The sequence below is a fragment of the Streptomyces sp. CB01881 genome, from assembly GCF_002953255.1.
Lineage (GTDB): Bacteria > Actinomycetota > Actinomycetes > Streptomycetales > Streptomycetaceae > Kitasatospora.
The window spans coordinates 8,445,346-8,470,476 of sequence record NZ_CP026498.1; the positions used below are offsets into that span (position 1 = coordinate 8,445,346).

The 25,131-nt window shown below is 73.6% G+C and carries 25 protein-coding genes and 1 pseudogene; 13 read left to right on the forward strand and 13 right to left on the reverse strand.

Annotated features, from left to right (window positions below; translation table 11 throughout):
• Position 1: 1 nt before the first annotated feature.
• Positions 2–814 (reverse strand): inositol monophosphatase family protein, encoded by an 813-nt coding sequence (locus tag C2142_RS26910; protein ID WP_148645332.1) that lies wholly within the window; start codon positions 812–814, stop codon positions 2–4.
• 137 nt (positions 815–951) lie between these two features.
• Here C2142_RS26910 and C2142_RS26915 point away from each other — a divergent pair, with 137 nt between their 5' ends.
• Together C2142_RS26915 and C2142_RS26920 are read left to right on the forward strand one after the other, a co-directional pair.
• Positions 952–2,028 carry an Lrp/AsnC family transcriptional regulator gene (locus tag C2142_RS26915; protein ID WP_148645333.1) on the forward strand — a complete coding sequence of 359 codons (1,077 nt, stop codon included), beginning with the start codon at positions 952–954 and terminating at the stop codon, positions 2,026–2,028.
• 160 nt (positions 2,029–2,188) lie between these two features.
• A complete protein-coding gene (locus tag C2142_RS26920; protein WP_148645334.1) occupies positions 2,189–2,623 on the forward strand; it encodes a hypothetical protein in 435 nt (144 codons plus the stop codon).
• Here the strand turns inward: C2142_RS26920 and C2142_RS26925 are convergent.
• The 3 genes from C2142_RS26925 to C2142_RS26935 all read right to left on the reverse strand — a co-directional run bounded on the left by C2142_RS26925 (position 2,620) and on the right by C2142_RS26935 (position 4,944).
• Positions 2,620–3,447 (reverse strand): helix-turn-helix transcriptional regulator, encoded by an 828-nt coding sequence (locus C2142_RS26925; RefSeq protein WP_148645335.1) that lies wholly within the window; start codon positions 3,445–3,447, stop codon positions 2,620–2,622. The two genes, C2142_RS26920 and C2142_RS26925, sit on opposite strands and share 4 nt — an antisense overlap.
• Before the next feature lie 34 nt (positions 3,448–3,481).
• On the reverse strand, positions 3,482–3,964 hold the full coding sequence (locus tag C2142_RS26930; RefSeq protein WP_148645336.1) for a DUF2269 family protein: 483 nt from the start codon (positions 3,962–3,964) through the stop codon (positions 3,482–3,484).
• A 269-nt stretch (positions 3,965–4,233) separates the two neighbouring features.
• The gene (locus C2142_RS26935) at positions 4,234–4,944 is read right to left on the reverse strand and encodes a 4'-phosphopantetheinyl transferase superfamily protein (protein ID WP_148645337.1); all 711 of its coding nucleotides are present in this window, start codon (positions 4,942–4,944) and stop codon (positions 4,234–4,236) included.
• 243 nt (positions 4,945–5,187) lie between these two features.
• Between C2142_RS26935 and C2142_RS26940 the strand changes: the two genes are divergently transcribed.
• Positions 5,188–6,552, forward strand: coding sequence for a choice-of-anchor A family protein (locus tag C2142_RS26940; protein WP_148645338.1), 1,365 nt, complete (start codon positions 5,188–5,190; stop codon positions 6,550–6,552).
• 254 nt (positions 6,553–6,806) lie between these two features.
• On the opposite strand, the gene C2142_RS26945 is transcribed toward C2142_RS26940, so the two are convergent.
• Positions 6,807–7,433: a TetR/AcrR family transcriptional regulator gene (locus tag C2142_RS26945; protein WP_148645339.1), complete on the reverse strand. Its 627-nt coding sequence runs from the start codon at positions 7,431–7,433 to the stop codon at positions 6,807–6,809.
• A 63-nt stretch (positions 7,434–7,496) separates the two neighbouring features.
• Here C2142_RS26945 and C2142_RS26950 point away from each other — a divergent pair, with 63 nt between their 5' ends.
• Complete coding sequence (locus C2142_RS26950; protein ID WP_148645340.1) at positions 7,497–8,441, forward strand: hypothetical protein; 945 nt, start codon at positions 7,497–7,499, stop codon at positions 8,439–8,441.
• Positions 8,442–8,516: 75 nt separating this feature from the next.
• Here the strand turns inward: C2142_RS26950 and C2142_RS26955 are convergent, their stop codons facing one another.
• From C2142_RS26955 to C2142_RS26970, 4 genes and pseudogenes are all read right to left on the reverse strand, one after another.
• The gene (locus tag C2142_RS26955) at positions 8,517–9,014 is read right to left on the reverse strand and encodes a F0F1 ATP synthase subunit B (RefSeq protein WP_148645341.1); all 498 of its coding nucleotides are present in this window, start codon (positions 9,012–9,014) and stop codon (positions 8,517–8,519) included.
• A gap of 252 nt (positions 9,015–9,266) precedes the next feature.
• Positions 9,267–9,488 (reverse strand): annotated as a pseudogene (locus C2142_RS40435) (TetR family transcriptional regulator); the annotation flags it as partial.
• A 57-nt stretch (positions 9,489–9,545) separates the two neighbouring features.
• Positions 9,546–10,772, reverse strand: a complete 1,227-nt coding sequence (kynU, locus tag C2142_RS26965; protein WP_148645938.1) for a kynureninase — start codon at positions 10,770–10,772, stop codon at positions 9,546–9,548.
• 53 nt (positions 10,773–10,825) lie between these two features.
• Positions 10,826–11,656, reverse strand: a complete 831-nt coding sequence (locus C2142_RS26970) for a tryptophan 2,3-dioxygenase family protein (protein ID WP_148645342.1) — start codon at positions 11,654–11,656, stop codon at positions 10,826–10,828.
• A 236-nt stretch (positions 11,657–11,892) separates the two neighbouring features.
• Here C2142_RS26970 and C2142_RS26975 point away from each other — a divergent pair, with 236 nt between their 5' ends.
• Positions 11,893–12,327, forward strand: coding sequence for an Lrp/AsnC family transcriptional regulator (locus tag C2142_RS26975; protein WP_148645343.1), 435 nt, complete (start codon positions 11,893–11,895; stop codon positions 12,325–12,327).
• A 107-nt stretch (positions 12,328–12,434) separates the two neighbouring features.
• A complete protein-coding gene (locus C2142_RS26980; protein ID WP_148645344.1) occupies positions 12,435–12,977 on the forward strand; it encodes an NADPH-dependent FMN reductase in 543 nt (180 codons plus the stop codon).
• Between the two features lie 26 nt (positions 12,978–13,003).
• Here C2142_RS26980 and C2142_RS26985 read toward each other — a convergent pair whose 3' ends face one another.
• Together C2142_RS26985 and C2142_RS26990 are read right to left on the reverse strand one after the other, a co-directional pair.
• Complete coding sequence (locus C2142_RS26985; protein WP_148645345.1) at positions 13,004–13,639, reverse strand: MarC family protein; 636 nt, start codon at positions 13,637–13,639, stop codon at positions 13,004–13,006.
• Positions 13,640–13,661: 22 nt separating this feature from the next.
• Positions 13,662–13,979: a barstar family protein gene (locus tag C2142_RS26990; protein ID WP_148645346.1), complete on the reverse strand. Its 318-nt coding sequence runs from the start codon at positions 13,977–13,979 to the stop codon at positions 13,662–13,664.
• Positions 13,980–14,114: 135 nt separating this feature from the next.
• On the opposite strand from C2142_RS26990, the gene C2142_RS26995 reads away from it, so the two are divergent.
• The 3 genes from C2142_RS26995 (at position 14,115) to C2142_RS27005 (ending at position 17,722) form a co-directional block, all read left to right on the forward strand.
• Positions 14,115–14,675, forward strand: coding sequence for a DoxX family protein (locus C2142_RS26995; RefSeq protein ID WP_148645347.1), 561 nt, complete (start codon positions 14,115–14,117; stop codon positions 14,673–14,675).
• Positions 14,676–14,890: 215 nt separating this feature from the next.
• The gene (locus tag C2142_RS27000; protein ID WP_148645348.1) at positions 14,891–15,610 is read left to right on the forward strand and encodes an FxLYD domain-containing protein; all 720 of its coding nucleotides are present in this window, start codon (positions 14,891–14,893) and stop codon (positions 15,608–15,610) included.
• A gap of 297 nt (positions 15,611–15,907) precedes the next feature.
• Positions 15,908–17,722: a glycosyl hydrolase family 18 protein gene (locus C2142_RS27005; RefSeq protein ID WP_148645349.1), complete on the forward strand. Its 1,815-nt coding sequence runs from the start codon at positions 15,908–15,910 to the stop codon at positions 17,720–17,722.
• Positions 17,723–17,946: 224 nt separating this feature from the next.
• Here C2142_RS27005 and C2142_RS27010 read toward each other — a convergent pair whose 3' ends face one another.
• On the reverse strand, positions 17,947–18,507 hold the full coding sequence (locus tag C2142_RS27010) for a MarR family transcriptional regulator (RefSeq protein WP_148645350.1): 561 nt from the start codon (positions 18,505–18,507) through the stop codon (positions 17,947–17,949).
• Positions 18,508–18,688: 181 nt separating this feature from the next.
• Between C2142_RS27010 and C2142_RS27015 the strand changes: the two genes are divergently transcribed.
• The 4 genes from C2142_RS27015 to C2142_RS27030 all read left to right on the forward strand — a co-directional run bounded on the left by C2142_RS27015 (position 18,689) and on the right by C2142_RS27030 (position 23,417).
• On the forward strand, positions 18,689–19,984 hold the full coding sequence (locus C2142_RS27015; protein WP_148645939.1) for an MFS transporter: 1,296 nt from the start codon (positions 18,689–18,691) through the stop codon (positions 19,982–19,984).
• Between the two features lie 149 nt (positions 19,985–20,133).
• Entirely contained in the window at positions 20,134–21,753 is a 1,620-nt protein-coding gene (locus C2142_RS27020) for a phospholipid carrier-dependent glycosyltransferase (RefSeq protein WP_148645351.1), read from the forward strand.
• The gene (locus C2142_RS27025) at positions 21,732–22,541 is read left to right on the forward strand and encodes an ABC transporter permease (protein ID WP_241002801.1); all 810 of its coding nucleotides are present in this window, start codon (positions 21,732–21,734) and stop codon (positions 22,539–22,541) included. Before C2142_RS27020 ends, C2142_RS27025 begins: the two co-directional genes overlap by 22 nt.
• Positions 22,542–22,832: 291 nt before the next feature.
• Positions 22,833–23,417, forward strand: coding sequence for a TMEM165/GDT1 family protein (locus C2142_RS27030; protein ID WP_148645352.1), 585 nt, complete (start codon positions 22,833–22,835; stop codon positions 23,415–23,417).
• 7 nt (positions 23,418–23,424) lie between these two features.
• On the opposite strand, the gene C2142_RS27035 is transcribed toward C2142_RS27030, so the two are convergent.
• On the reverse strand, positions 23,425–24,738 hold the full coding sequence (locus C2142_RS27035; RefSeq protein ID WP_148645353.1) for a peptidoglycan-binding domain-containing protein: 1,314 nt from the start codon (positions 24,736–24,738) through the stop codon (positions 23,425–23,427).
• Between the last annotated feature and the right edge of the window lie 393 nt (positions 24,739–25,131).

A 25,131-nucleotide genomic window follows, 5' to 3' on the forward strand; every position in this document is an offset into this window, starting at 1 on the left:
GTCACCCGACCGAACGCAGCACCTTCAGCACGTCCCCGTGCAGCCCGGGCGCGGCGGCGAGGAAGCCGTCGGAGCCGGCCGTCCAGGCCGCGCCGACGGCGTCCGTCACCGTCGCGCCCGCCTCGGCCGCGATCAGCGCGCCGGGCAGCAGGTTGCCGGCGTCGGCGCCGTACTCCCAGAACAGCCCCAGGTGCCCGGAGGCGACTTGGGCCACCTGCAAGGAGGTCGGCCCCAGGTTGCGGACGGCCAGCACCGAACCGAGCACCGCCGTCAGCGACTCGCCCGCCCGGCGCAGTGCCACCCGGTCCGCGGCCGCCGACGGCGGCTGGCTGGTCCCGGCCACGGCCACCGCCAGCTCGCGCTCCAGCGGCGCGACCGCCCGCCCGTCCAGCTCGGCGCCGCCGCCCCGCACCGCGCGGTACGTCCGCCCGCCGAGCTGCGGCGCGTGCACCACGGCCAGCACCGCGGCGCCGTCCCGGACCAGGGTCGCGGTGACCGCCCAGTGCGGCAGACCCAGCAGGTACTGCACGGCGCCGTCGGTGGCGTCACAGAGCCACCACTCGCCCTCGGCCGGCACCGACCCCTCCAGTTCGTCCGTCACCCAGCCGGCCTGCGGCCGCAGTTCGCCCAGCCGGGCCCGCAGGAGGGCGGCGGCGGGGCCGTCCAGCTCGGCGAAGTGTGCCATCGCCTCCGCGACCGTCCGCCCGGGGGTGGGCTCGGCCGGTCGCATCTCGGCCAGCCGGGCGCCGACCTCCCGCACCGCCGCCTCCACCGCCGGCAGCAGCTCCTTCAGCTCCTGGACCTCGTCGTTCATCGCCGTCCTCCTGTCGTGTCAGCGTCCTGTCCGTCGCGGCCCGGAAGCCGGATCCGCTGGCCGCACAGGACAAGGAGTACCGTCCGTACTGCTGGACAGGACGTGAAGCGATCAAGAAATGGCGGAGATCGGACTCCATGGACCTCTCGACTGCTGATCCGGACGCGGTGCTGGACACGCTGGACCGTCGTCTGGTCTGCGCCCTCCAGGTCGACGGCCGGGCGGGGACCGGCCGGATCGCCGAGGTGCTCGGCGTCTCCGCCCGGACCGTGACCCGCCGCCTGGCCCGGATGCAGCAGGCGGGGCTGCTGCGCGTCGTCCGGATGCCCGACGTCGAGGACGCCGCCGTCGGCGCGCTGCTGCTGCGGGTCCGGGTGCTGCGGGGCAAGGTCGACACCATCGCCCAGGCCCTCGCCGACCGCCCCGACGTGCCCTTCGTCGACGTCATGCTCGGCGGCCAGGAGGTCGGTGCGGTGATGCTGAGCGACGCCGGCGCCCGGGACCGGCTGCTGTACGGGCAGCTGCCCGCCACCGCGGCGGTCACCGAGACCACCACCCACGCGGTGCTGCACGCCTTCTCGGACGCGGGCCAGTGGCAGGCCGGCTACCTGGACGACGCCGAGGTGGCAGCCCTGGCCCCGGCCGCCCCCGTCCCGTCGACAGCCCCCACCTCGCCGGCTGCCCCCGTCCCGGCCACCCCCACCCACTCGGCCACCCCCACCTACCCGGCCGCGGACCGGCCCCGGGAGAAGCCCCCGCTCGACGAGCTCGACCGCGGCCTGCTCGCCCGCCTCTCCGTCGACGCCCGGCAGCCCCACGCCGCCCTGGCGGTGGCCGTCGGCACGCCCGAGTCGACCGTCCGCCGCCGGCTGCACCGGCTCTCCGCCGCCGGGCTGCTCCGCACCCACGTCACCGTCGACCCGCGGCTGCTGGGCATGGCCGTGGACGCCAACCTCTGGCTGGACGTCCCCCCGGGCCGGCTCGCCGAGGTCGGCACGGCCCTGGCCCGCCACCCCCAGGTGCACGGGGTCTTCGCCACCAGCGGACCGGCCAACCTGATGGCCACCCTGTTCTGCGCGGACCACGGCGGCCTCTACCGCTTCCTCACCGGGACGCTCGGCCCGCTCGGTGTCGACCGTGCCGAGACCGCGATCGTCGCACGCTCGGTCAAGCGGGCGGGCGTCCCCTTGCAACGATCGCGAACCCGCCCCTGAGCCACCGGCCGGCCGGCGCCGCCCCGCCTCCGACCTGCGTCCGACCTGGGGCATTACCCCGGAGGTAATCGACGCCCCGGAACCGGCCGGGCAGAGTGTGGAGCACCCGGTCGCGCCGACCGCACCGGGGCCCGAACCCACCTCCGGAGGCTGATCCGCCATGTCCGCGAACGCCCTCACCGCCGCCCGCACCTCCGCCTCCGGCCGGAAGGCCCAGCAGAACCTTCGCCGCTTCCTCGCCCTCGACGCGGTGGTCAGCGGCGGAAACGGCCTCGCCTACCTGGCCTTCTCCGGTCCGCTGGGCGACCTGCTCGGCGTCGGCGGCTCCACCCTGGTCGAACTCGGCGCAGTCCTCGCGGTGTTCGGCCTCGCCGTCGGCGTCCTGGCCGCCCGCCGCCGCCCGGCCCGCCTCGCGGTGCAGGCGGTGATCGACGTCAACGTGGTCTGGGCGGTGCTCAGCCTGGTCGCGATGGGGTTCTGGCTGGAGCCGAGCACCGCCGGGCTGGTCTGGATCCCGGCGCAGGCCGGCACCGTGGCGCTGTTCGCCGTCCTCCAGTTCACCGCCCTGCGCGGGCTCGACCGCGGCGACCGCTAACGGTCGGCGGGCACCGCCGCCTGCAGGAACGCGACCGTCTCCGCGTCGGCCGGGAGGAACGTCTCCATGGCCAGCTCGGAGACGGTCACGTCCATGGGCGTGTTGAAGGTCGCGATGGTGGAGAGGAAGGACAGCACCCGTCCCTCGAACGCCACCCGCATGGGCAGGGCGAACGGGAACAGCTCGGTGATGTCCTCCTCCGGCTCGTCGACGGCCGTCGACGGCTCGGGGTAGGCCCGGACCTCGTCGAACAGCTCCCGCAGCGGCTCCGAGCGGACCAGCGAGATCTGGTGCTCCATCCGCTCCAGCAGGTGCCGCCGCCACTGCCGGAAGTTGACGATGCGCGGTGCCAGCCCGTCGGGGTGCAGGGTGATCCGCATCGCGTTGAGCGGCGGCGCCAGCAGGTGCGGGGCGACGCCGGAGAGCAGCAGGCCGAGCGAGCGGTTGGCCGCCAGCACCCGGAAGGTGCCGTCGACCACCAGCGCGGGGTACGGGTCGTGCGAGGCCAGCAGTCGTTCCATGCCCACCCGCAGCGCGTCCATCGCCGGGTCGTCCAGCGGCGTCTCGGGGTAGTGCGGGGCGTAACCGGCGGCCAGCAGCAGGGAGTTGCGCTCCCGTACGGGGATGTCCAGCTGGTCGGCGAGCCGCAGCAGCATCTCCTGGCTGGGGCGGGAGCGCCCGGTCTCGATGAAGCTGACGTGCCGGGCCGAGGAGTCGGCCCGGAGCGCCAGTTGCAGCTGGCTGAGCTGCCGCCGCTCGCGCCAGCCCCGCAGCAGCGCCCCCACACCCGTCCCGGTACCGGTCGCTGTCCCCGTCGTCGTCATGACAGGACCGTACCGGGCGCGCCGGGCCGGCGGCTCAGACGCCCGTGGTCGAGCCCGGGCGGACGATCATCAGCACCACGACCACGGCCCAGAGCAGGTTGAAGACACCGGCGGTCATCGGCAGCAGCCGCAGGCCCTGGACGGCCTTGCCGTGTTCGGGCGCCCCGCCGTCGAGGTCGAGCGCGTCCACCGCCGCCTGCTGGGCGGGCAGCACGAGGAGCAGCAGGGAGAGGGCGGCGAGCGCGGTGAGCACCATCGAGACGATCAGCCAGGACTGCCCGAGCACGTCCATCACCTGGGCGACACCGATGCCCATCACCGGGACGGCTATCCCCAGCAGCGCGTAGACCTGGGTGATCCGGTGCAGCAGTCGCAGCATGCCGGCGTCGGCGGCCCGGTCCGGCCCGCCGGCCAGCGCGGCCTTCGCCCGGCGCGGGAACATGCTGACGGCCACCGCCACCGGGCCGATGAACAGCACCGAGGCGAGGACGTGCAGGCTCAGCAGGAACTTGGCCATGACGGGGGCATCCCTTGATCCAACGGGGGCTGCGCGCCGGGAGTGCGGCGCGGGCAGCCGGGGCGTCCGGTTCCGCGCCCCGAGCAGGCACGCTAACACCGCTTATCCGGGGCCCCGCCGGTCGGGTCGCACCGCCGGTCCGCCGCGGGCTCGGGCCGTCCCGCCCTCGCCGCCGCACCCTCGCCGTCGCCCGTCCGCAGCGGGGCCGGGCCGTCCCGCCCTCGCCGTCGCCCCTCCGCAGCCCGCCGTCCGCCGCGGGGCCCGGACGCTCAGGCGGCCGGCGGCGTCAGCAGAACGACCCGCGGCGCCGCGGTGCTCACCGCGGAGACGGCCGCCCCGTGCGCGGCGTCGGTCCAGTCGAGCAGGTGCAGGTCCTGGTAGCGGCTGAGCAGCGGACGGCCCGCCGGGACGTCGAGCGGCAGGGCGGAGAGGTCGACGGCGGCGAGCCCGTCGAGGCTGGTCCGCCCGAGCTTGATCAGCGACTCCTTCCGCACCCACTGCCGCAGGAACGCCGTCCCCGGCTCCGGGTGCGCCTCGACCAGCCGCAGCTCAGCGGCGCCGAGCACCCGCCCGGCGACGTCGAGGAGCGCGCCGCTGCGCGCGGTGAGCTCCACGTCGACGCCGATCGGCCGGTGTCCGGCGGCGGCCGCGACGACGCCGTTGGTGTGGGAGAGGCTGACATGGACGTCCGGGTGGTCCGGCAGGTACGGGCGGCCGTGGTCGGCCTTTCCGCAGTCGGGGCAGTTCTGGGCCAGCGTCAGCGCGGCGGCCGGGACGCCGAGCAGCCGGCCGGCGCAGAGCCGGACCAGGATGTGCGCGGCGGTGTAGTCGGCCCGGCCGGAGTCGTGCCGGAACCGGGCGGCCCGTTCGCGCTCCAGCGGGGTGAGCAGGTGCTCGCCGGCCTCGGGGTGCCGCAGGACGTCCGCGCTGGCCGCTACGGCGGCGAGCGGGGCGTGCGGGTCCTGGTCCTCGGAAGTCATGGTCCCCAACCTAGCCGTGGCGGGGCGGGCACGCGGCAGCCGGCCTGTCCGGATGATTTTCGGATCGGCTCTGATGATCTCTAGGGTTGGATAGTCCGATTTGGTGTTGGATGTCCCGGATTTGATGGAATTAACACAGGATCAACTGAACCGCGGTAGGTTGTCCGGCCTGCCCTTTTCTCTGCGCGGAGGAATGTGTCGATGGGTCAGGGCACCGGTATGCCGGATCACAGAACAACCGTCATGACGAGGACACCGGAGGTCCGCCGACGCCGGGCCCTCCGGGTGGCGGTGGCCACCGTCGTCGCGGCGCTGCCGTTGGCCGCCGTGCTGACGGTCGGTTCGGCCGCGCCGCTGGCGCCGCCGCTGGGGGCCTGCACCGGGCCCGACTGTCCGGCCACCTGGCCGTCGCCGCCGCACAACGGCGACTTCGCGGGCCGGGACGCCTCGACCAACATCTTCACCGGCGGCGACTGCACCGTGAACGGCCGGGCCGCCGAGGCCGAGGGCAAGATCGTCACGCTCGGCAATCTCACCGTCGACAAGAGCCAGGGCGGCGGCGCCTTCAACATGGGTGTGGTGGGCGTCGGTTCGCGCGTCGTGCCGCCCGACGGGAGCGACTTCGTCACCGTCGGCGGCAACGTGGACGTGAAGACCAGCAACCGGATCCTGATCGGCGGCAGCGACTCCAAGGGCCAGGCCTTCGGGAACCTGCGGTACGCGGGCGTGCTCTCCGGCACCGTCAACATCGACCCGACCGGCCGGGCGATCAAGGATCCGGACGCCGCCGCGCCCTACCAGTCGGTGCTCGCCCGGATCGAGCGGATCTCCGCCTGCGTCGGCAAGGCGACCGCCACCGGCACGGTCGCGGTGACCGCCGGCGAGGCGACCTTCACCGGTGACGGCACCAGCATGAAGCAGGTCTTCAACGTCACCCGGAACCTGGGCTCGGCCGGCCGGCAGATCGGCTTGGTCTTCGCCAACATCCCGTCCGGTGCCACCGTGGTCGTCAACGTCCTGCCGGACGACGCGATCATCAACACCTACACCGGTACCGGCCTGCCCGGCGACCAGGCCACCGGGATGCGCTCCAAGCTGATGTGGAACTTCCCCCACCTCCACCAGCGCGCGGATCCTCGGCAGTGCGCAGTTCCAGGGCTCGGTCATGGCGGGCAACGCGGGCGGCACCACCACCATCGCCCAGGCCGGTTTCAACGGGCGGGTCTACCTGGCGGGCAACCTGATCCAGACCGGCACCGGCGGATACGAGATCCACAGCTGCCCGTTCGACGGGAACCTCCCGGACTGCGACGTGACGCCGAGTCCGTCCCCGACGTCCCCGAGCCCCTCTCCGACGTCGCCCTCTCCGACGGCCCCGTCGCCGACCAGCCCGACCACGCATCCGACCAGCTCGCATCCGACGAGTCCTCACCCGACGAGTCCTCACCCGACTTCGCCGCATCCGACCAGCCCTCGCCCGACCTCGCCGACGTCGCACCCGACAGGCCCGACCTCGCCGGCGCCGACCAGCCCGACCACGCACCCGACCGGTCACTGGCCGACCAGTCACCGGCCGACCGGCAGCACGTCGCCCAGCGGCGGCGCTGAGCTGCCGTCGACCGGTGCGGGCAACGGCCCGGTCGTCCTCGGCCTGGCCGGCGTCGGCCTGCTGGGCCTCGGCGGTCTCGGCGTCCTGGCCGCCCGCCGTCGCGGACGCCACAGCTGGCCGCCGACATCCGGCTGTCCCCCGCTGCGCCCGCAGGACGCCGTCAGGCCGCCCGGTCACCCGCCCGGGCGGCCTGCCGCGTTCTGCCGGGGCGCCGGGGTTCCGCAGTGCCCGGGTGCCGGGTGCGGCGGGGTCCTCACCGCGCGGGGTAGTCCGCCAGGCCGGTCCGCAGCAGGCCGAAGGCCGCCCCGGCCGCCGCCTCGGCCCGGATCCGGACGCTCTCGGCCGGCTCGCCGGCCACGATTCCGCGCCGGATCTCCGCCAGTACCGCCCGGTGCGCCCCCGCGACGGCGCCCGCGAGCACCCGCGGCAGGGGGTCGTCCGGCCCGGCCCCCGACTCCTCGGCCAGTGCCGCCGCGAGTGCCGCCTCGGAGCGTTCGCCCAGTTCCAGCAGCCGGGCCCGCAGTGCCGGGCTCTCCGTGACCACCCGCCAGAACACCGCGGCCTCGGCGCTGAGCCCGTACGTCGGCTCGCCCGCCGCCAGCCCGGCCAGCAGGTCGGCCCGGACGGCGTCGACGGCGGACGTGCCCGCCGGCCGCTGCCGCACCACGGTGGCCAGGTGGGCGGTCACCTCCTCCTGCCGGTCGAAGAAGAGGTCCTCCTTGGTCGGGAAGTAGTTGAAGACCGTGTTGGCGGAGACCCCGGCCGCCCGGGCCACCTCGACCACGGTGACCCGGTCGAACCCGCGCTCGACGAACAGGCCCATCGCCGTGTCGGCCAGCAGGGCCCGGGTCTGCTGCTTCTTGCGTTCGCGAAGTCCCATGCCCGAATCATAGTGTCACGCTAAATTTGCAGTGACACCAAAAATATCGGCTACGGTGGCGGCATGACCTTCACCTTCGGCATCTACCCCGGCGGCCTGATCGGCGACGAAACCGGCCTGATCGAACCCGTCCACCCCGACGATCCCGCCCTGATCACCGCCGCCCTGCGCGAACTCCAGGGCGTGGCGCCCGCCTTCCTGGTGCGCGCCTACCGCCAACACCCCGAGGGGCGGGCCACCCCGGCCGAGCCGGAGCGCTACGCGGTCGAGGGCCGCCGCCTCGACCTCGTCCTCCAGTTCCGGGAGCCGGACGGCCGACTGGACGGCTGGCTGGACTTCGTCCGGCACACCGTCCGGACCGAGGGCCACCGGATCGCCCTCCTGCAGATCTGCGAGGAGCCCAACGTCGCTCTGCCCGTGCTCGACGGCAGCGTCCCCAACGTCCGCCAGGCGCTGGTGCAGGGCGTGATCGCGGCCAAGGAGGAGGCGCTCGCCTGCGGTCGCGACCTCAGGGTCGGTTTCAACGCGGCGCTGAACCTCGATCCCGCGGACACCTTCTGGACGGAGCTCGGCGCCCTCGCCGACGAGCGCTTCCACCGTGCGCTCGACTACGTCGGCCTGGACTTCTTCCCCGACGTCTTCCGGCCGTTGCCGCCGGAGCGGCTGGCGGAGCTGGTCGCCGCGGTGCTCACGGACTTCCGGCACGGCTCGGTCGCCAAGGCCGGCATCGGCCCGTCCGTGCCGCTGCGGATCTGCGAGCACGGCTGGCCCACCGGCCCGGACCGGACCGAGCGGCGGCAGGCCGAGGTGGTGGCGGAGGTGGTTCGGACGGTCGCCGGCCTCGCCTCCGAACTCGCCATCGAGGGCTATGCGTTCTTCAGCCTGCGGGACGCGGACAGCGCGGGTGCCGGGGCCTTCGACCGGTTCGGCCTGCTCCGGGACGACTACACCCGCAAGCCGGCCTTCGACGTCTACCGGCGGCTGGTCGCGGAGCTGACCTCGTCGTGACGGCGGTGCCGGACGGCCCCGCCGCCGGGTCGAGTTCTCGACCGCCTGACGGGCGGGGCCGTCCGGCGGCCTGGTTCAGCGTTCGTCGAAGAAGCGGTCCACCGTGCCGCGCCCGGCGGCGACGGCGGACACGGACTCGCCGACCACCCGTCCCGCCAGCTCGACGGCCAGCTCGCCGACGTCCTGGCGGAGCATGACGGCCGCAAGCGCCTGGTCGACGGCGATCTGCGCGTCCGCCTCGGCGACCAGCCGGTCGCGCTCCCGGATGCCCTCCTCGCGGGCCGCCGCGATGATTGCCGCACCCTGCTCGGCGGCCTCCTGCCGTATCAGCGCGGCCTGGTGCCGGGCCGTCGCCAGCTCCTGCCGGTACGCCGCGTACGTCCGTTCCGCCTCGGTGCGGATCTCCTCCGCTCGCTCCAGCCTGCCCTCGGTCGCGTCCCGCCGCTCGGCCTGCACCTGCTCGATCCGCGGCAGCACCTTGCGGCCCAGCAGCCAGGTCATCACGAAGAAGCAGGCCAGGCCGACGAGAAGCTGGGTGGGCTCGGGGCTCAGTGGCCCGGATGCCAGGTTCATACGCTACTCCTATGATCTGATGATCGGTCATAGGAGTACCTGCCCGGCGGGGTTGCCGTCGAACCGCCACCGGGTGCGGGCTCGGCGGCGAAGCGGGGGCCGGGCGAACGGGGACGGGCGAAGCCGGGGCCGGGCGACGAGGTGGCGGCCCGGCGGCGAGGCGGCGGGCCCACGGCGAAGTGGCAGCCCGGCCCCGACCAGGGCGCCGGGCAGTCCGGCCGGCGGGGCGGTGCCGAGTCCGGGCAGACGCGGCGCGAGGGCCTGCTCGGTGCGTTCCTGGCGGCCGGCCATGATCGCGTCGAGCAGGCTTTCGCGGGAGCCGAAGTGGTACTGCACGGCGGACGGGTTGCTCTGCCCGGCGAGCCGGGTGATTCCCCTGGTCAGAGCCGTTTCCACGCCCCGGGTGGCGAAGAGTTCCTCCGCGGCCCGCAACAGCTTCTCGCGGGTCTCGTGGCCCGCCGACGTCCTTGCCATGCCGACGACTTCAATGCTGGGCATGATCAACGGCAAGGCGGGAGGGGCGGACGTCGGTCAGGTCACCTCGCCGCGCCGGGAGAAGCGTTCCTCCCGCCACTCGCCGCTCTCCAGGACCTCGGCCAGCTGCTGCGCCGCGTCCCAGACCTCGGTGTACGACAGGTAGAGCGGGGTGAAGCCGAACCGCATGAGGTCCGGGGCGCGGAAGTCCCCGATCACCCCGCGCGCGATGAGCGCCTGCACCACCGGGTAGCCGTCGGCGTGCCGCAGTGCGACCTGGCTGCCGCGCCGGGCGTGCTCGCGCGGGGTGGCCACCTCGATCCCGTCCAGGCCCTCCGTCAGGGCGATGAACAGATCGGTCAGCGCCAGGCTCTTCGCCCGCACCGCGACCAGGTCGGCCCGCTCCCAGACGTCCAGCGAGGACTCCAGCGCCGCCTGGCCGAGCAGCGAGGGCGAGCTGGTCAGGAAGCGGCCGATGCCCGCCTTCGGGTCGTACCCGGGCTCGAAGGCGAACGGGCGGGCGTGCCCGAACCAGCCGCTCAGCGGCTGCTCCGGCCCGGCCGCGAGGTGGCGCTCGGCCACGTACAGGAAGGCCGGTGAACCGGGGCCGCCGTTCAGGTACTTGTAGGTGCAGCCGACGGCGAAGTCGGCGCCGCTCGCGCCGAGTGCGACCGGGAGCGCGCCCGCCGAGTGGCAGACGTCCCAGATCATCAGCGCGCCCGCGGCCTGCACCCGGGCGGTGATCCCGGGCATGTCCAGCAGTTCGCCGGTGCGGTAGTCGACGTGTGAGAGGACGACGACCGCGACGTCCCCGTCGAGGTGCCGGTCCAGCTCCTCCGGCGCGACCAGGACGCTGCGCGCGCCCTCGAACAGCCCGGTCACGCCCTCGGCGATGTAGAGGTCGGTCGGGAACGCCGCGCCGTCGCCGAGCACCGTGCGACGGCCGGGGCGCAGCCGCAGCGCGGCCGTCAGCACCTTGAACAGGTTGACCGAGGTGGTGTCGCAGACGACCACCTCCGCCGGCCCGGCCCCGATCAGCGGGGCGATCCGGCGGCCCAGCCGGTAGGGCTGTTCGAACCAGCCGGCCTCGTTCCAGCTGCGGATCAGCTCCCGGCCCCACTCCTCCTCGACCACCTGCCGCACCCGCCCGGGGGTGCGGGCCGGCAGCGCGCCGAGCGAGTTCCCGTCCAGGTAGACGACCCCCTCCGGCAGCGCGAACTCCTTGCGGAACGCCGCCAGCGGGTCGGCGGCGTCCAGCGCCTCGCACTCCTCGCGCGTGATCATGCCCGTCCTCTCGCCCACGTTCCCGTCCTGTCCCTCGGTGGCGGACCGCTCGTTCACAGCTCGTCCCGGACGGTCCACAGCTCCGGGAAGACGTCCTGCTCGGCGGCCTTGCGCAGCCAGGTCAGACCGCTGGAGCCGCCCGAGCCGGGCTTGGCCCCCATCGCACGCCTGACCGACGCCAGGTGCCGCTGGCGCCAGCGGGTCACCCGCTCGGCGACGTCCAGCAGCGCCTCGGCGAGCGGCTGCAGCGCCGTGTGGTCGGGGTCGGTGTAGACCCGCCGCCAGGCCGCCTCCACCGCCGGGTCGGCGTGGTGCCGCTGCTCGGACGGCTCGTGCGGCACGGCCAGCCCGCGCCGGGCGAGCAGCGCCAGCGCGTCGTCGTACAGGCCGGGGGAGCGCAGGGCCTCCCGCAGTTCGGCCTGCGTCTGCGGCACCTCGTCGTACATCCGCAGCAGGGCCGCGTTCTTGTTGCCGAGCAGGAACTCCAGGTGCAGGAAGGCCGAGGACTGGAAGCCCGAGGCCTCGCCGAACACCGAGCGGAAGGCGTTGAACTCCTGCGGCGTCATGGTCGCCAGCAGGTCCCAGGACTCCACCAGCACGTCCTGGACGTGGGTGCCGCGGCGCAGCGCCGCCAGCGCCGCCGGCAGGTCGTCCTCGCGCAGCGCCTGCTGGGCGAGCGTCCACTCGTGCCGCAGCAGGCCGAAGAGCAGCTCCATCACCTGGGTGGTGACGATGAACGACAGCTCGGCCGGCACCTTGCTGCGCGGGTTCTGCAGGCTGTGCAGCTCGGCCAGCCGCACGTACCGGGCGTACGGGGTGCCGTGACCCGGTTCGCCGCCCCGACCGAACGACAGGTTGGGTTTCTCCACCGCGTCGTGCCCCATCCCGATCCCTCCTGAAGACCCGCACCGTTGCGGGGGCCCCATTGTGCGGCGGCCACCACCGGCTCTTGAAGGGGCTCCGGGCATCGCAACGGCCTCCTGACCTGTCATTCGACAGGTCTTTCCGCCAATCTGCTTTACGATCGCGAAACGGCGGAATCCGGCCGTCCGCGGGCCCGCCCTCCCGGGCCCGCCGCCCACCGTCCGATGCCCGCCACCACCACCTTCCGGGAGCCGCCGTGGACGCCGTCGACCGCCGCCTGTTGGCCGAACTGCAGGAGGACGCCCGGCTCTCGTACAACGAACTCTCCCGCCGGGTGAGCCTCTCCGCACCCGCCGTGGCCGAACGGGTGCGCCGGCTGGAGGCGGACGGGGTGATCAGCGGCTACCATGCCCACGTCGACCCCGTCCGGGCCGGGCTGCCGATCACCGCGCTCGTGCAGCTCCAGTGCTACGGTCCGCGCTGCGTGCTGCGCGACCCCGAGGTGGCCCGCTGGCCCGAGGTGCTCCAGCTGCACCGGGTGACCGGCGGGGCCTGCTGCGTGCTGCTGGTCGCGGTGCCCACGATGGCCGACTTCGAGGCGCTGACCGACCGGCTCGGCGCGTACGGGCAGCCGTCCAGTTCGATGATCCTCTCCAGCCCGGTGCCCTGGCGCCCGGTGGTCGTCCCCTGAGCCGGCCCGCCGGCCGGGCGGAACCCCGGACCGGACGGAACCCCGGATCCGACGGAACGTCAGACCCGGCGCAGCGGCAGGCCCGCCGGAGCGGTAGGTTCCTCGCCATGCCGAACGACGACCGTCACATCCTGCTGCTCTCCGGCAGCCTGCGCGCCGGCTCCACCAACGAGACGGTGCTGCGCACCGCCGCCGCGGTCGCGCAGACCACCGAGGGCGTCACCGCCACCTACTACACCGGCCTGGCCGCGCTGCCGCACTTCAACCCCGACGACGACACCGACCCGCTGCCCGGGCCGGTCACCGAGCTGCGGGCCGCCATCGAGGCCGCCGATGCCCTGCTGATCTGCACCCCGGAGTACGCGGGCACGCTGCCCGGAGCCTTCAAGAACCTGCTGGACTGGACGGTCGGCGGCACCGAGATCTCGGACAAGCCGTCCGCCTGGATCAACGCCGCCGCCCCCGGCCGCGGTGAGGGTGCCGAGGCGACGCTGCGCACCGTGCTCGGCTACACCGGCGCGGCCGTGCTGGAGGAGGCCTGCGTGCGGATCCCGTTGGACCGCGCGGCCGTGGGCCCGGACGGTCTGGCCGCCGACCCGCTGGTCCGGGACCGGATCGGCGAGGTGCTGGCCCGGCTGGCGGCCGGCTGACCCGGAGCGCCCCCTGCCGGCCGGGCTCAGTGCCCGTCCGGCAGGTGTACGCCCAGGCCCGCCAGGCCGTTCAGGAACAGCTCCACACCGACCGCCGCCAGCAGCAGGCCGAGCAGCCGGGAGAGCACCTCCAGCGAGGTCCGGTGGGTGCGCCGCATCAGCGGGGCCAGCGCCGCCACGCAGAAGTAGTTGATCACCACGACCGCGAGGTAGGCCCCGACGATGGTGGTCCGCCAGCCCCAGTCGTCCTTGCTGAGGGAGGCCACCAGCACCGCGGTGACCGCCAGCGGGCTGGCGATGTACGGCAGCAGCAGCTCGCGGATGCCGTCCACCATCGGGTTCGGCAGGTGCTCGTCGGCCTCGTCGGGGCCGACGCCCAGGTGGATGCCGAGGACCAGCGCGACGGCGTAGACGAAGAAGATCGTCCCGCCGGCCAGCTGCAGCGACTGGTCGCTGATGTGGAACAGCGACGTGACGGCGTCGGCCGTGTAGGCGAGCACCACCGCGATGACGGCGGAGATCAGCGTGGACCAGGCCGCCAGCTGCCGCAGCTCCGCGGTGCTGCGGGTGGCCGCCAGCCGGGCGAACGACAGCAGGACCTTCGGTGGGCCGACGACGGCGAAGAAGGCGATGAAGGCGCCGCTCAGGTTGAAGACGAACATGGGCCAAGCATGACCGGGATGATCATCGCAGTTCGACCGCCACGCCCTCGGTGCGCAGGGTGACGAGGATCGCGTCGAAGTAGCCGACCTGCCGCTCGCCGAGGAAGACCGTGCCGGTCAGGTGCCGGCGGGCGGTGTCGGCGTCCTTCCAGAGCAGGGTGAACGGGGGAGCGGGGCCGAACCCGCCGTGCAGGCAGTCGGCCAGCGCGTCGAGGTTGGAGCCGTAGTAGCCGCCGGGACCGTTCAGGGCGGCACCGAGGGCCGTGTAGAAGGCGGCGCGGTCGGTGATCCCGCGGCCGTCCAGTACGTACGTGGGCCGCTCCGGCCGGGTGACGGTCATCCGCCCTCCACTCCTGCTCGCCCCGTATTCCCCACCTCCTCGATATTCCCCCGGATGGCGGTCCCAGGTCGAGCAGGCCCGCCCTTTCGGCTGCTATGGAAGCGGGACCACCCTGCGCTGGAACGAGGATGCGACATGTGTCTGAACCGTAAGGACCTGGGCCTGCTGGCCCTGCGCGGCGCCGTCGGCGGGGTGCTGATCGCGCACGGCACCCAGAAGCTGTTCGGCTGGTTCGGTGGCGGCGGCCTGGAGGGCACCGCCCAGGCGATGGAGCACATGGGCTTCCATCCGGGTCGGCAGAGCGCCATCGCGGCGGGCCTCGGCGAGGCCGGCGGCGGCGCCCTGCTGGTGGCCGGCCTGGCCACGCCGGTGGCCGGCGCGGTGGTGGCCGGAACCATGGCGGGCGCGGTCGCGGTGCACGCGCCGGCCGGCTTCTTCGTCACCGCGGGGGGCTACGAGTACCCGGCCTTCCTCGGCGCGACCGGCCTGGCGCTGGGCCTGGCCGGGCCGGGCCGGTACTCGCTGGACCACCTGACCGGACACGCCTTCGACCGCCCGTGGGTGGGGATGCTCGCCTTCGTGGCCAGCGCGGCCTCGGCGTACGGCGTGGTGGCCCGCCGCCGGCACGCGGTCCGGCTGAGCGAGGAGCGGGCCGCGGTCGAGGCCGAGGAGCAGGAGGGCTCGGGCCTGTCCTGAGACGGCCTGTCCTGAGACCGCCTGTTCCGGGGGAACCGGTGCACGGGAAGTCGGACCGGCCGACTTCCCGTACACCGTGCCGTCACCCGGGTGCGGCGGCCCGCGGCCGCGCTCACCCGGACGCACCAGCCCCGCTGGCGGCCGCGACCACGGCCTCGGAGGGTGGGCGGGAGGTGTGCCGGGCACCCCGGCGCCGGGCAGAATCGAGGACCCCGATGGATCGTCAGCCGGACCACCGGCCCGAGCGCCGGCCCGAGTGCCGGCCCGAGTGCCGGCCTGAGAACCGGCCTGAGCGCCGGTCCGAGCGCGGGCCGGAGCAGCGGCCCGGGCGCCGGACGGCGGCCCCCTTCAGGCCGACCGCGCAGGACCCGGACGCCCCCGTCGTCCACCGCCCCCGCCGCGCGCTGGCCGGCGCGCTGGCCGCGGTCGTGCTCGGCGCGACGGCGCTGGCCGGCTGCTCCTCGAACGGCAAGGCCAGCAGCGCCGTCTCCTCGGTCGCGGGCGCGGTGGAGTCCGGGCTCTCCGCGGCCGCCTCCGCCGCGGCCTCGGCGGCGGCTTCGGCGGCCGCCTCGGCCGCGGGCGGGATCTCCTCGGCCGTCGCGTCGGCGGCGGCGTCGGCGGAGGCGGCGGCCTCCTCGGCGGTCGCGGGCATCAAGGGCGGGCTGGACGCCAAGGGCGACGTCGCCGCCGGAGCGGTCACGATCGGCTCGGACGGCAAGGCCGCGGTGCCGCTCACCGTCACCAACCACGGGCAGCAGTCGGGCCGCTACGTGATCCAGGTCAACTTCACCGACGGCTCCGGCAACGTGCTGGACGCGACGGCGGTGACCGTTCCGGACGTCGCCCCCGGGCAGAGCGCCCAGGCCACCGCGCACAGCAACCGGGATCTGACCGGCACGGTCAAGGCCGAAGTGGCGAATGCCGTCCGTTACTGACCCGCAGGTCAGCGGGGGTGGCGAGGAAATCGGCCAACCTTAAGGGCGGCTCAAGGCTCAACATCACCCCTTGACGGGGGATTTGGTCTAGTCCATTTTATTCCCAGGTGCAGGGAGCCCCTGAACCGGCGTCAGCGGTCTTGGCCGCGGGCGCCGGTTCGGCATATCCCGGTGTCCGTCAAGGCATGTTCCCGCTCGATTCCCTTCCCTCGTTCTGTCATGCCCTGGTCGTGCGGCCCCACCCCGTACGGACCCGCCGGGGCGGCGGAATCCCCCACAACCAGGAGTCACGCACCCATGCTCCGTTCACGTATCGAAAGGGCCGGGACCCCGGCCCAGGAGGGCGGCCGCCGCCGGCGCCCGAAGAGCCTGGCCGCCGTCGCGGCCGGGACGACCGCCTCCCTGCTGCTCGGCGCGGGCCTCGCCCTCTCCGGCGGTGCCCCGGCCAACGCGGCCGTCACCAACTCCACCGGCGCGCCGGCCACCAGCGGCGGCATCAAGGTCGCCTACTTCGACCAGTGGTCGATCTACGCGAACGCGTACTACCCCAAGACGATCCAGGACACCGGCGTGGCCGGGAAGCTGGACTACCTGATCTACTCGTTCGCCAACATCAACCCGACCGACCTGGGCTGTTTCGAGGCCACCAAGGCCGCCAACCAGGACGACAACAACGCGAACGCCGGTGACGGCGCGGGCGACGCCTTCGCGGACTACCAGAAGAGCTTCGGGCCGGACATCTCGGTCGACGGCGTCGGTGACGTCTGGGGCCAGCCGATCGCGGGCAACTTCAACCAGCTGAAGAAGCTGAAGGCGAAGAACCCCAACCTCAAGATCCTGATCTCGCTGGGCGGCTGGACCTACTCCAAGTACTTCTCGGCGGCGGCCGCCACGGACGCCTCGCGCAAGCACCTGGTCTCGTCCTGCATCGACATGTTCATCAAGGGCAACCTGCCGGTCGACGCCGGCTACGGCGGCCAGGGTGCGGCGGCCGGCGTCTTCGACGGCATCGACATCGACTGGGAGTACCCGGGCGGCGGCGGCCACACCGGCAACCTCTCCAGCCCGAACGACAAGCAGAACTTCACCCTGCTGCTGAAGGAGCTGCGCGAGCAGCTCGACGCCCAGGGCAGGGCCGACGGCAAGACCTACGCCACCGCGGCGGCGGTCGGCGCCGGCCAGGACAAGATCCGCAACGTCGAGACCGACAAGATCGGCCAGTACCTGACGTTCCTGGACATCATGACCTACGACATGCACGGTGCGTGGGACGCCAAGGGCCCGACCAACCACCAGGCCCCGCTCTACTCCGGCCCGGACGACCCGATGACCCCGGCCGCGCCGGGCCACGGCAAGTACTCGGTCGACGCCGCGATCAAGGCGTACACCGCCGGCGACGCCGACTACGGCATCCCGGGCGGCTTCCCCGCGAAGAAGATCAACGTGGGCGTCCCGTTCTACTACCGCGGCTGGACCGGCGTCCAGAACAACGGCAAGAACGGCCTCTTCCAGCCCGCCACGGGCCCGGCCGCCGGCGCCTCGATGTCCGGCAGCGTGCCCGGCATCCAGATGTACAAGGAGCTCGCGGGCTTCGTCGACAACCCGGCCAAGACCTTCTGGGACGACACGGCGAAGACCACGTACTTCTACGACGGCTCCACCTTCTGGTCGGGTGAGGACGCCCGGTCGATCCAGGCCAAGGTCGACTACGCCCACTGCAACGGCCTCGGCGGCTCCTTCGCCTTCTCGCTGTACGACCTGGGCACCAAGACCGCGCTGTTCGACAAGATGGTCGAGGCCACCAACGGCTCCGCCGCCGGCTGCCCGGCCGCGCCGACGCCCACCCCGACCGCGACCCCGACCCCCACGCCGACCGCCACCGCGACGGCCACGGCCACCCCGACCGCCACCGCGACCCCGACGGCGACCGCCATCCCGACCACCCCGGCCGGCTGCTCCGCCGCCCCGGCCTGGGACTCGGCCGCCACCTACGCCAACCCGACCAAGGTCTCCTGGAAGGGCCACTACTACACCAACAAGTGGTGGACCAAGGGCGAGGACCCCACCACCACCGGTCAGTGGGGCGTCTGGACCGACAACGGCCCCTGCTGAACCGCCCGAGCGACTGAGCGCATGAGGGCCTGACGGACCCTCGCACCACCAGGAACGGTCCGGCCCGCCGGGGGAGCCCCCGGCGGGCCGGACTTCGTGCCGTCCGGTGCCCGGGCCGGCCTGACTCGCCCGGGCTCCGCGCGGCCCTGATCCGGGCCGGACCGATCCGTCCGGCCCTGATCCGTGCCGCCCTGGTCCGTCCGTCCGGGGCGGCGGCCCGGTGCTCAGGCCAGGTCGTCGGTGCGCCCGAGGGCGTCGGGCTGGGTCTCCTCGATCCGCCGCAGCATCCGCGCGAGCATGCCGGAGAGCACGATGCGCTCCTCGCCGACGAGGTCCTGGAGCAGCACCTCCTCGAAGACGGCGGCCATCCGCATCGACTCCAGCCACTTGTCGCGGCCGTTGTCGGTCAGCTCGATGATCACCCGGACCCGGTTGGTCTCGTCGCGCTCCCGGGTGACGAGGTCCTCGGCGACCATCCGGTCGATCCGGTGGGTCATCGCAGCGGGGGTGAGTCCGAGCCGCTTGGCCAGCTCGCCCGGGCCCAGCCGGTAGGGGCTCCCGGCGACCACCAGGGCCTTGAGCACCTCCCACTCGGCGGAGGTGATTCCGAGCACAGTCAGCTGCCGGTCGTAGGCGACGCTCATCCGCCGGGCGACCCGGGAGAGGGTCTGCACGATGGTCTCCACCTGGGGGTCCACGTCGGGGAATTCCCGCTGGTAGACGGCCACCTGCTCGGCGATGCCCAGCTCGCGGGCGGTGACCGGCGCGGGCTTCTCTGCAGTCATGCGGAACAGTGTCGCACGCGGGGTGCACCCCTTAAGCCTTTGACTCCTCACTCTTCTGGTGCTAAGACTTTATGACGTCAGACTTTAGCTCTTAAATCTTACGGACTTAAGAGTATCCAGTGAAAGCCGGCTCGTGGGCCGGCAGGGACCTCATGAAGGGGTGTGCACGGTGACCGGCACGGTGAAGCAGCAGAGGCAGCAGACGCGCGGGGCGGGCAGCCCGCTGCGCCGCGTCCAGATCGGCAACGCGCTCAGTGCGTTCGGCAGCGGGTTCACGATGCCGTACATGTTCGTGTACGTAGACCAGGTGCGGGGGCTGGGCTCGCTGGCCGCCGGGATGGTGTTCACCGTCTTCGCGCTGGCCGCGCTCGCCGTTCTCCCGTTCACCGGCCGCGGCATCGACCGGTACGGCCCGCGCCCGGTGCTGCTGGCCGGCGCCGCGCTCGCCGCCACCGGTGCGTTCGCCTTCGGCCACGCCACCGGCACCCCGGCCCTGCTGGTCTCCTCCTTCCTCTTCGGCGCGGGTGTCACCACCTGCCAGCCGGCGCTGGCCACGATGATCGTCCGCTGCTCGACCGCCGCGACCCGCTCGCACGCCTTCGCGCTGCAGTTCACCCTGGTCAACCTGGGCATGGGCATCGGCGCGCTGGTCGGCGGCCAGATCGTCGACGTCGCCGACCCGGCCAGCCTGACCAGGCTGTTCACCATCGAGGCGGCGACCTTCCTGGGCCTCGCCCTGGTCACCGGCACGGCGAGGATCCCGAACGCCGCACCCGTCCTCGTCCAGGACCGGAAGGGCGGCCCGCAGGGCCTGCGCGCGCTGGTCGCCGACAAGGCGATGCTGCGGCTCTGCGTGCTCGCCGGGCTGATCTTCTTCACCTGCTACGGCCAGTTCGAGTCCGGCGTCGCGGCCTTCGCCACCGACACCGTCGGCACCGCGCCCTCCACCCTGGGCATCGCCATCGGCGCCAACGCGCTGACCATCGTGCTGCTCCAGATGTTCGTGGTGCGGATCACCGCGCGCCGCCGGCGCACCACGGCGATGGCCGCGGCCGGCGTGGTCTGGCTGGGCGCCTGGGCGATGGCCCTGGTCGCCGGCCTGATCCGGACCGAGACCATGGCCGCCACGGTCGCGATCGTCTCGATCTACGCCCTGTTCGGGGTCGGCGAGTCGCTGCTCGCCCCCACCATGGGCCCGATCGTCGCCGATCTCGCCCCGGCCCGGCTGCTCGGCACCTACAACTCCGGGTACGCCCTGGTGAAGCAGATCGCGATCGCGGTCGGCCCGGCCGTCGGCGTGCTGCTGGTCGGCTCCGGCACCTGGCCGCTCTACCTGGCGGCGATGGCCGGCTCCACCCTGCTGATCGTCGTCCTGGCGCTGAAGCTGCGGCCGTACCTCACCGCGGCCCAGGACAACGCGGCCCCGGTCGTGGTCCGCACCACCCTGCCCGTCCGGGAGCTGCAGACCGCGGCGTGACCGCGCTGAGCAGCGGTGCGACTGCGCCGTCCGGGTCACCTGGACGGCGCCCGTCGCGCTTGGATTCGCGACCACCGGCACATAGTGTCAGTTGCTGTTGACCGCCCGGCCCCGGCCGGCACAGGCGAGACAGGCGAATCGGCGAGGCTATGACGCAAGCGGCGCTCACGCACCCACCCGCACCACCAGCCCCCGCGGCCCCGGCACCGGCGCCGCGGGGGCTGCTGCGCTGGGCGGCCGACCGGTCCGGCTGGCTCGGGCCTATCGGCGTGGCGCTCTTCGCCGGACTCCTCCGGTTCTGGAACCTCGGCTACCCCAACGCCTTCGTCTTCGACGAGACGTACTACCCCAAGGACGCCTGGTCACTGCTCAAGCAGGGCTACGAGGGCACCTGGCCGGACAGCGCCAACGCCGACATCCTGGCCGTGCCGCAGCACGTCCCGCTCACCTCCTCGCCCGAGTTCATCGCCCACCCGCCGCTCGGCAAGTGGGTGATCTCGCTGGGCGAGGCGGCCTTCGGGCTGCACCCGTTCGGCTGGCGGTTCATGACCGCCCTGCTGGGCACCGTCACCGTGCTGATGCTGGCCCGGATCGGCCGCCGGCTCTTCGGGTCCACCCTGATCGGCTGCACCGCCGCTCTGCTGATGTCCGTCGACGGCCTCCAGCTGGTGATGAGCCGGGTCGGCCTGCTCGACGGCGTCCAGATGTTCTTCGTCCTCGCCGCCTTCGGCAGCCTGCTGATCGACCGCGACCACACCCGGGCCCGGCTGGCCGCCGTCCGCGACGCCTACGGCGGCGACACCGTCCGCCTCGGCTGGCGCCCCTGGCGGATCGCCGCCGGCGTGTGCCTCGGCGCCGCCTGCGCGGTCAAGTGGAACGGCTCCATGATCCTCGCCGCCTTCGGCCTGCTCACCGTGCTCTGGGACCAGTCCGGCCGGCGCTGGGCCGGCGCCCGCCGCCCCTGGCGCTCGATGCTGCGCCGCGACGCCGTTCCCGCCTTCCTCGCCGTGGTCGGCTCGGCCCTGGTGGTGTACGTGGGTGCCTGGACCGGCTGGCTCGTCGCCGGCGGCAGGACCGGCGGCGGGTACGACCGGCACTGGGCCGACAACCGGGCCGGCCTCTCCCCGGACAGCTTCCTCGGCGTCCCGCTGCCGCAGGTCCCGATGACCTGGGTGCCCGCGCCGCTGCGCAGCCTCTGGCACTACCACTCGCAGATGTACGACTTCAACACCGGGCTGAGCACCCCGCACACCTACCAGTCCAACCCCTTCAGCTGGCTGGTCCAGGGCCGCCCGGTCTCCATGTACTGGGAACAGGTGCCGAACGGGCAGCACGGCTGCACCGCGTCCGGCGGCTGCGCGGCGCAGATCCTCGGCCTCGGCACCCCGCTGCTCTGGTGGGCGGCCTGCTTCGCCCTGGTCTACCTGCTCTGGCGCTGGTTCTTCCGCCGGGACTGGCGCTCCGGCGCCGTGCTCTGCGGCGTCGCCGGGGTCTACCTGCCGTGGTTCCAGTACCAGGAGCGGACGGTCTTCTCCTTCTACATGGTCGTGCTGGTGCCGTTCCTCTGCCTGGCCGTCGCCCAGATGCTCGGCGCGATGCTCGGGCCGGAGGGCTGCACGCCCGAACGGCGCCGCTACGGAGCCGCGGGGGCCGGGCTGATCGTGCTGGCCGTCGTCGGCTGCTTCGCCTTCTTCTACCCGCTCTACACGGCGGAGGTGATCCCGATGACGTCCTGGCAGGACCGGATGTGGTTCACCAGCTGGATCTGACGCCGGTGCCGCTCGCGGCCGCGGGCGGCGGCCAGCTGCTGCCGGTCACCCCGGTGCTCGGGGTGGTCACCGCCGTCCTGCTGGCCGCCGCCGTGGCGGTGGCCGGGTGGGGCCTGCTGGGCCACGGGCACGCGGTGCTCCGGGCCGGGCTGCGCGCGGTCGTGCAGTTGGCGGCCGTCGCGCTGGTGATCACCTGGGTGGTCGGCTCGCTCTGGTGGTCGGCGCTCTTCGTGCTGCTGATGTTCACGGTCGCGGTCCGGACGGCCGGCCGGCGGATCACCCCCGGTCCGGAGTGGACCAGGGCGGCCGCGCCGATCGGCGCCGGGGTGCTGCCGGTGCTCGCCCTGCTGCTCGGCGTCGGGCTGCTGCCGCTCAAGGGCCTCTCGGTCATCCCGGTCGCCGGCATCCTGATCGGCGGCGCGCTCACCGCCACCTCGCTGGCCGGCCGCCGTGCCCTGGACGAACTGCGGCAGCGCCACGGTGAGGTGGAGGCGGCGCTCGCGCTGGGCTTCGAGGAGCGCGACGCCCGGCTGGAGATCTGCCGCACCGCCGCCGCCACCTCACTCGTCCCCGCGCTCGACCAGACCCGGACGGTGGGCCTGGTCACGCTGCCCGGGGCCTTCGTCGGCATGCTGCTCGGCGGTGCCACCCCCGTGCAGGCGGGGGCGGTGCAGCTGTTCGTGCTGGTCGCGCTGCTGGCGGTGGAGTCGGTGGCGATCGTGGTGGTGCTGGAGCTGGTCGCCCGCGGCCTGGTGGGCGCGGAGCCCGTGCCCGACGGTGTCCGGTAGGCTGGACGGCGTTGAAGGGGAGTAGCCCTCCACCGGACCGTCGACATACTGGCCCCCCGGGGCCCGGCGCCCGGGGCAGTCCGCGCGGTCACGTGCGGGTGCCGGCGAGACCTTCGGCCGCAGTGCTGTGACCATGACCAGTGCTGTCGGGCCGAAGCGACCCCTTGCGGAGCTGCCGAGGCCGGACAGCCCGACCGAGGGAATCCGAACTCCGATGAGCGCGCGAAGCGAGCGAACCGTCCGAAGGTGCGTACGGGCGCATGCCCCTGTCGAGCGAAGCGGGGCGGGCGCATGAGCCTGACCGTGCTCGCCATCACCTTCGGCATCATCTTCCTGGCCGAACTGCCGGACAAGACCGCCCTGGCCAGCCTGATGCTCGGCACCAAGTACCGGGCGGGCTACGTCTTCGCCGGTGTCGCCGCCGCCATGGCCGTCCAGGTCGGCCTCGCCCTGGTCGCCGGGCACCTGCTCTCGCTGCTGCCGCACCGCTGGGTGGAGGGCGTCACCGGCGTGCTGTTCCTGGCCGGCGCCGCCATGCTGCTCTTCCACGGCGGGGAGGACGAGGACGGGCACGCCGCCAAGGAGCCGTCCGCCAACAGCTTCTGGAAGGTGGCCGGGGCCAGCTTCGCGGTCGTCGCGATCGCGGAGTTCGGCGACCTCACCCAGATCATGACCGCCAACCTGGCCGCCAAGTACGCCGATCCGCCGGCCGTGGGCCTGGGGGCCTGGCTGGCGCTGTGCGCCGTCGCGGCGATCGCCATCGCGGGCGGGCAGAAGCTGCTGAAGTACGTGCCGATGAAGGTGATCATCCGGGTCGCGGCCGGTGTGATGATCCTGATGGCCGGGGTCAGCATCTTCCAGGCGGTCACCGGCTGACGAAGGGTCAGCAGCCCGGGTCGGCCTCCAGCGCGGCCCGGGTCTTGGGCCCGTAGACGTTGTTCTCGCCCTTGATCCGGTTGTAGCGCTGGAAGTCGTTCAGCACCGTCTGGGTCCAGTAGTCGAACGTGCCGGTGATGATCGACTTGTCGACGATGCCGCATTCGGCGGCCCACAGGCGCTGCTGCATGTCCTTGACGTCGGGTCCGGTCATGTTCAGCTGGAGCACCCGGATCGTCGGGGTCGGCGTGGGCGTCGGGGTGGTCGCCGTGGGCGTCGGCGTCGGGGTGGCCGTCGGGCTCGGCGCTGCGGGCGGCGGGGTGGTGGGTGCCGGGGGAGCGGCCGCGGGCGGCGGCGTCGCGGCCGTGGGAGCGGGCGCCGCCGTCCTGGTCGGGCTCGGCCGGGCCGTCCTGGTCGCCGTCGGGCTCGGGGCGTCGCTGGTGGACGGCGGTGCGCTCGGGCTCGGCTCCGGCGGTGTGGTCGGGTCGACCGGCGGGGGCGCCAGGGTCGTCGAGGGCGCCGGCTGCGCCTGGTGGCTCGGCTCGCCGGAGGGCGTCACCGCGTACGCCAGGCCGACGGTGAGCGCCAGCAGTCCGGCGCCGGCGGCCACCAGCAGCCCCTTGCGCCGGGCCGACGGGCTCCCCTCCGCCTGCTCCGCCGCGCGCCGGGCGGCCCGGCCGCCGGTGCCCGCTGCGGCTCCGGCGCCGGCAGGCGCGGAGTGGGGGAAGGGGAAGAGGCCGATCTCGTCGCCGTCGGCGGGGGGCAGGTGGTGGTCGTCCTGGGGCGCCGCCATGACCGGGGGCAGCACGGTGGTCGCGTAGGCGCCGGCGTCCGGCCCGGTCGGCGGGACCTGCGGGAGGACGGTCGTCGCCTGCGCCGCGGGCGGCGCCATCGGGCCCGGCGGTGTCATGGGTGCCACAGGTGCCATCTGTGCCATCGGTGCCATCGGCGCCTGGAGCGGCTGCTGCTGGAACGGCGGCTGCTGGGCATGCTGCTGGAACGGTGCTTGCTGGACGGGCGGTTGCTGGACGGGCGGCAGCACGGTGGTGGCGAACGGGTCCGCCGTAACGCCGCCGCCCGCCTGAGCGCCGCCGGCCTGGACGCCGCCGGCCTGGACGCCGCCGGTCTGGACGCCGCCGGCCTGAGCGCCGCTCGGCGGGGTGTCCGCGACCTGTCCGACGGTCTGCGCCACGTACGGCCGGACCAGCGGCGGGCCTTCGAGGTGGGGCAGGACGGTGGTCTCGGTCAGGCTCGGGTCCGGGAGGCACCGGCACCCGGCGGAGCGTGCGGTGCCGCACGTCGGGCAGTGCTGGTCCGGCATCGGCCGGTCCTCCTCGGTCTCGGATCAGTTCTCGCGTTGCTCCCCCGCGCGTTCCCGGGCGTCTGCTCCTGGACGCCTGCTCGGACGTGCTCTCGGACGCAGGTGCCCGGACGCGTGTTCCCGGGGGCGAACGCGCCTGATTATGCAGGACGTCTCGGACGGGGGGACAGGGGCGTCCGGCCCGCTCTGGGGGTGTTGTGCCGGTTGGTGGCGGTTGGGACTTGATGAACGGTCGGCGAGGCCGGACTGTCACCCGGATGGCCGCCGCTCTTGCGTTCGGCTCAACTGAACGGCGCAAACCCGGGCATTTCTGACAGCATGGTGAACCGGGAGTGATCGACCGCACGGACCCCGGCCGGCCGGGGCCGGCAACCCCGGGCCCGCGCCCCGCCC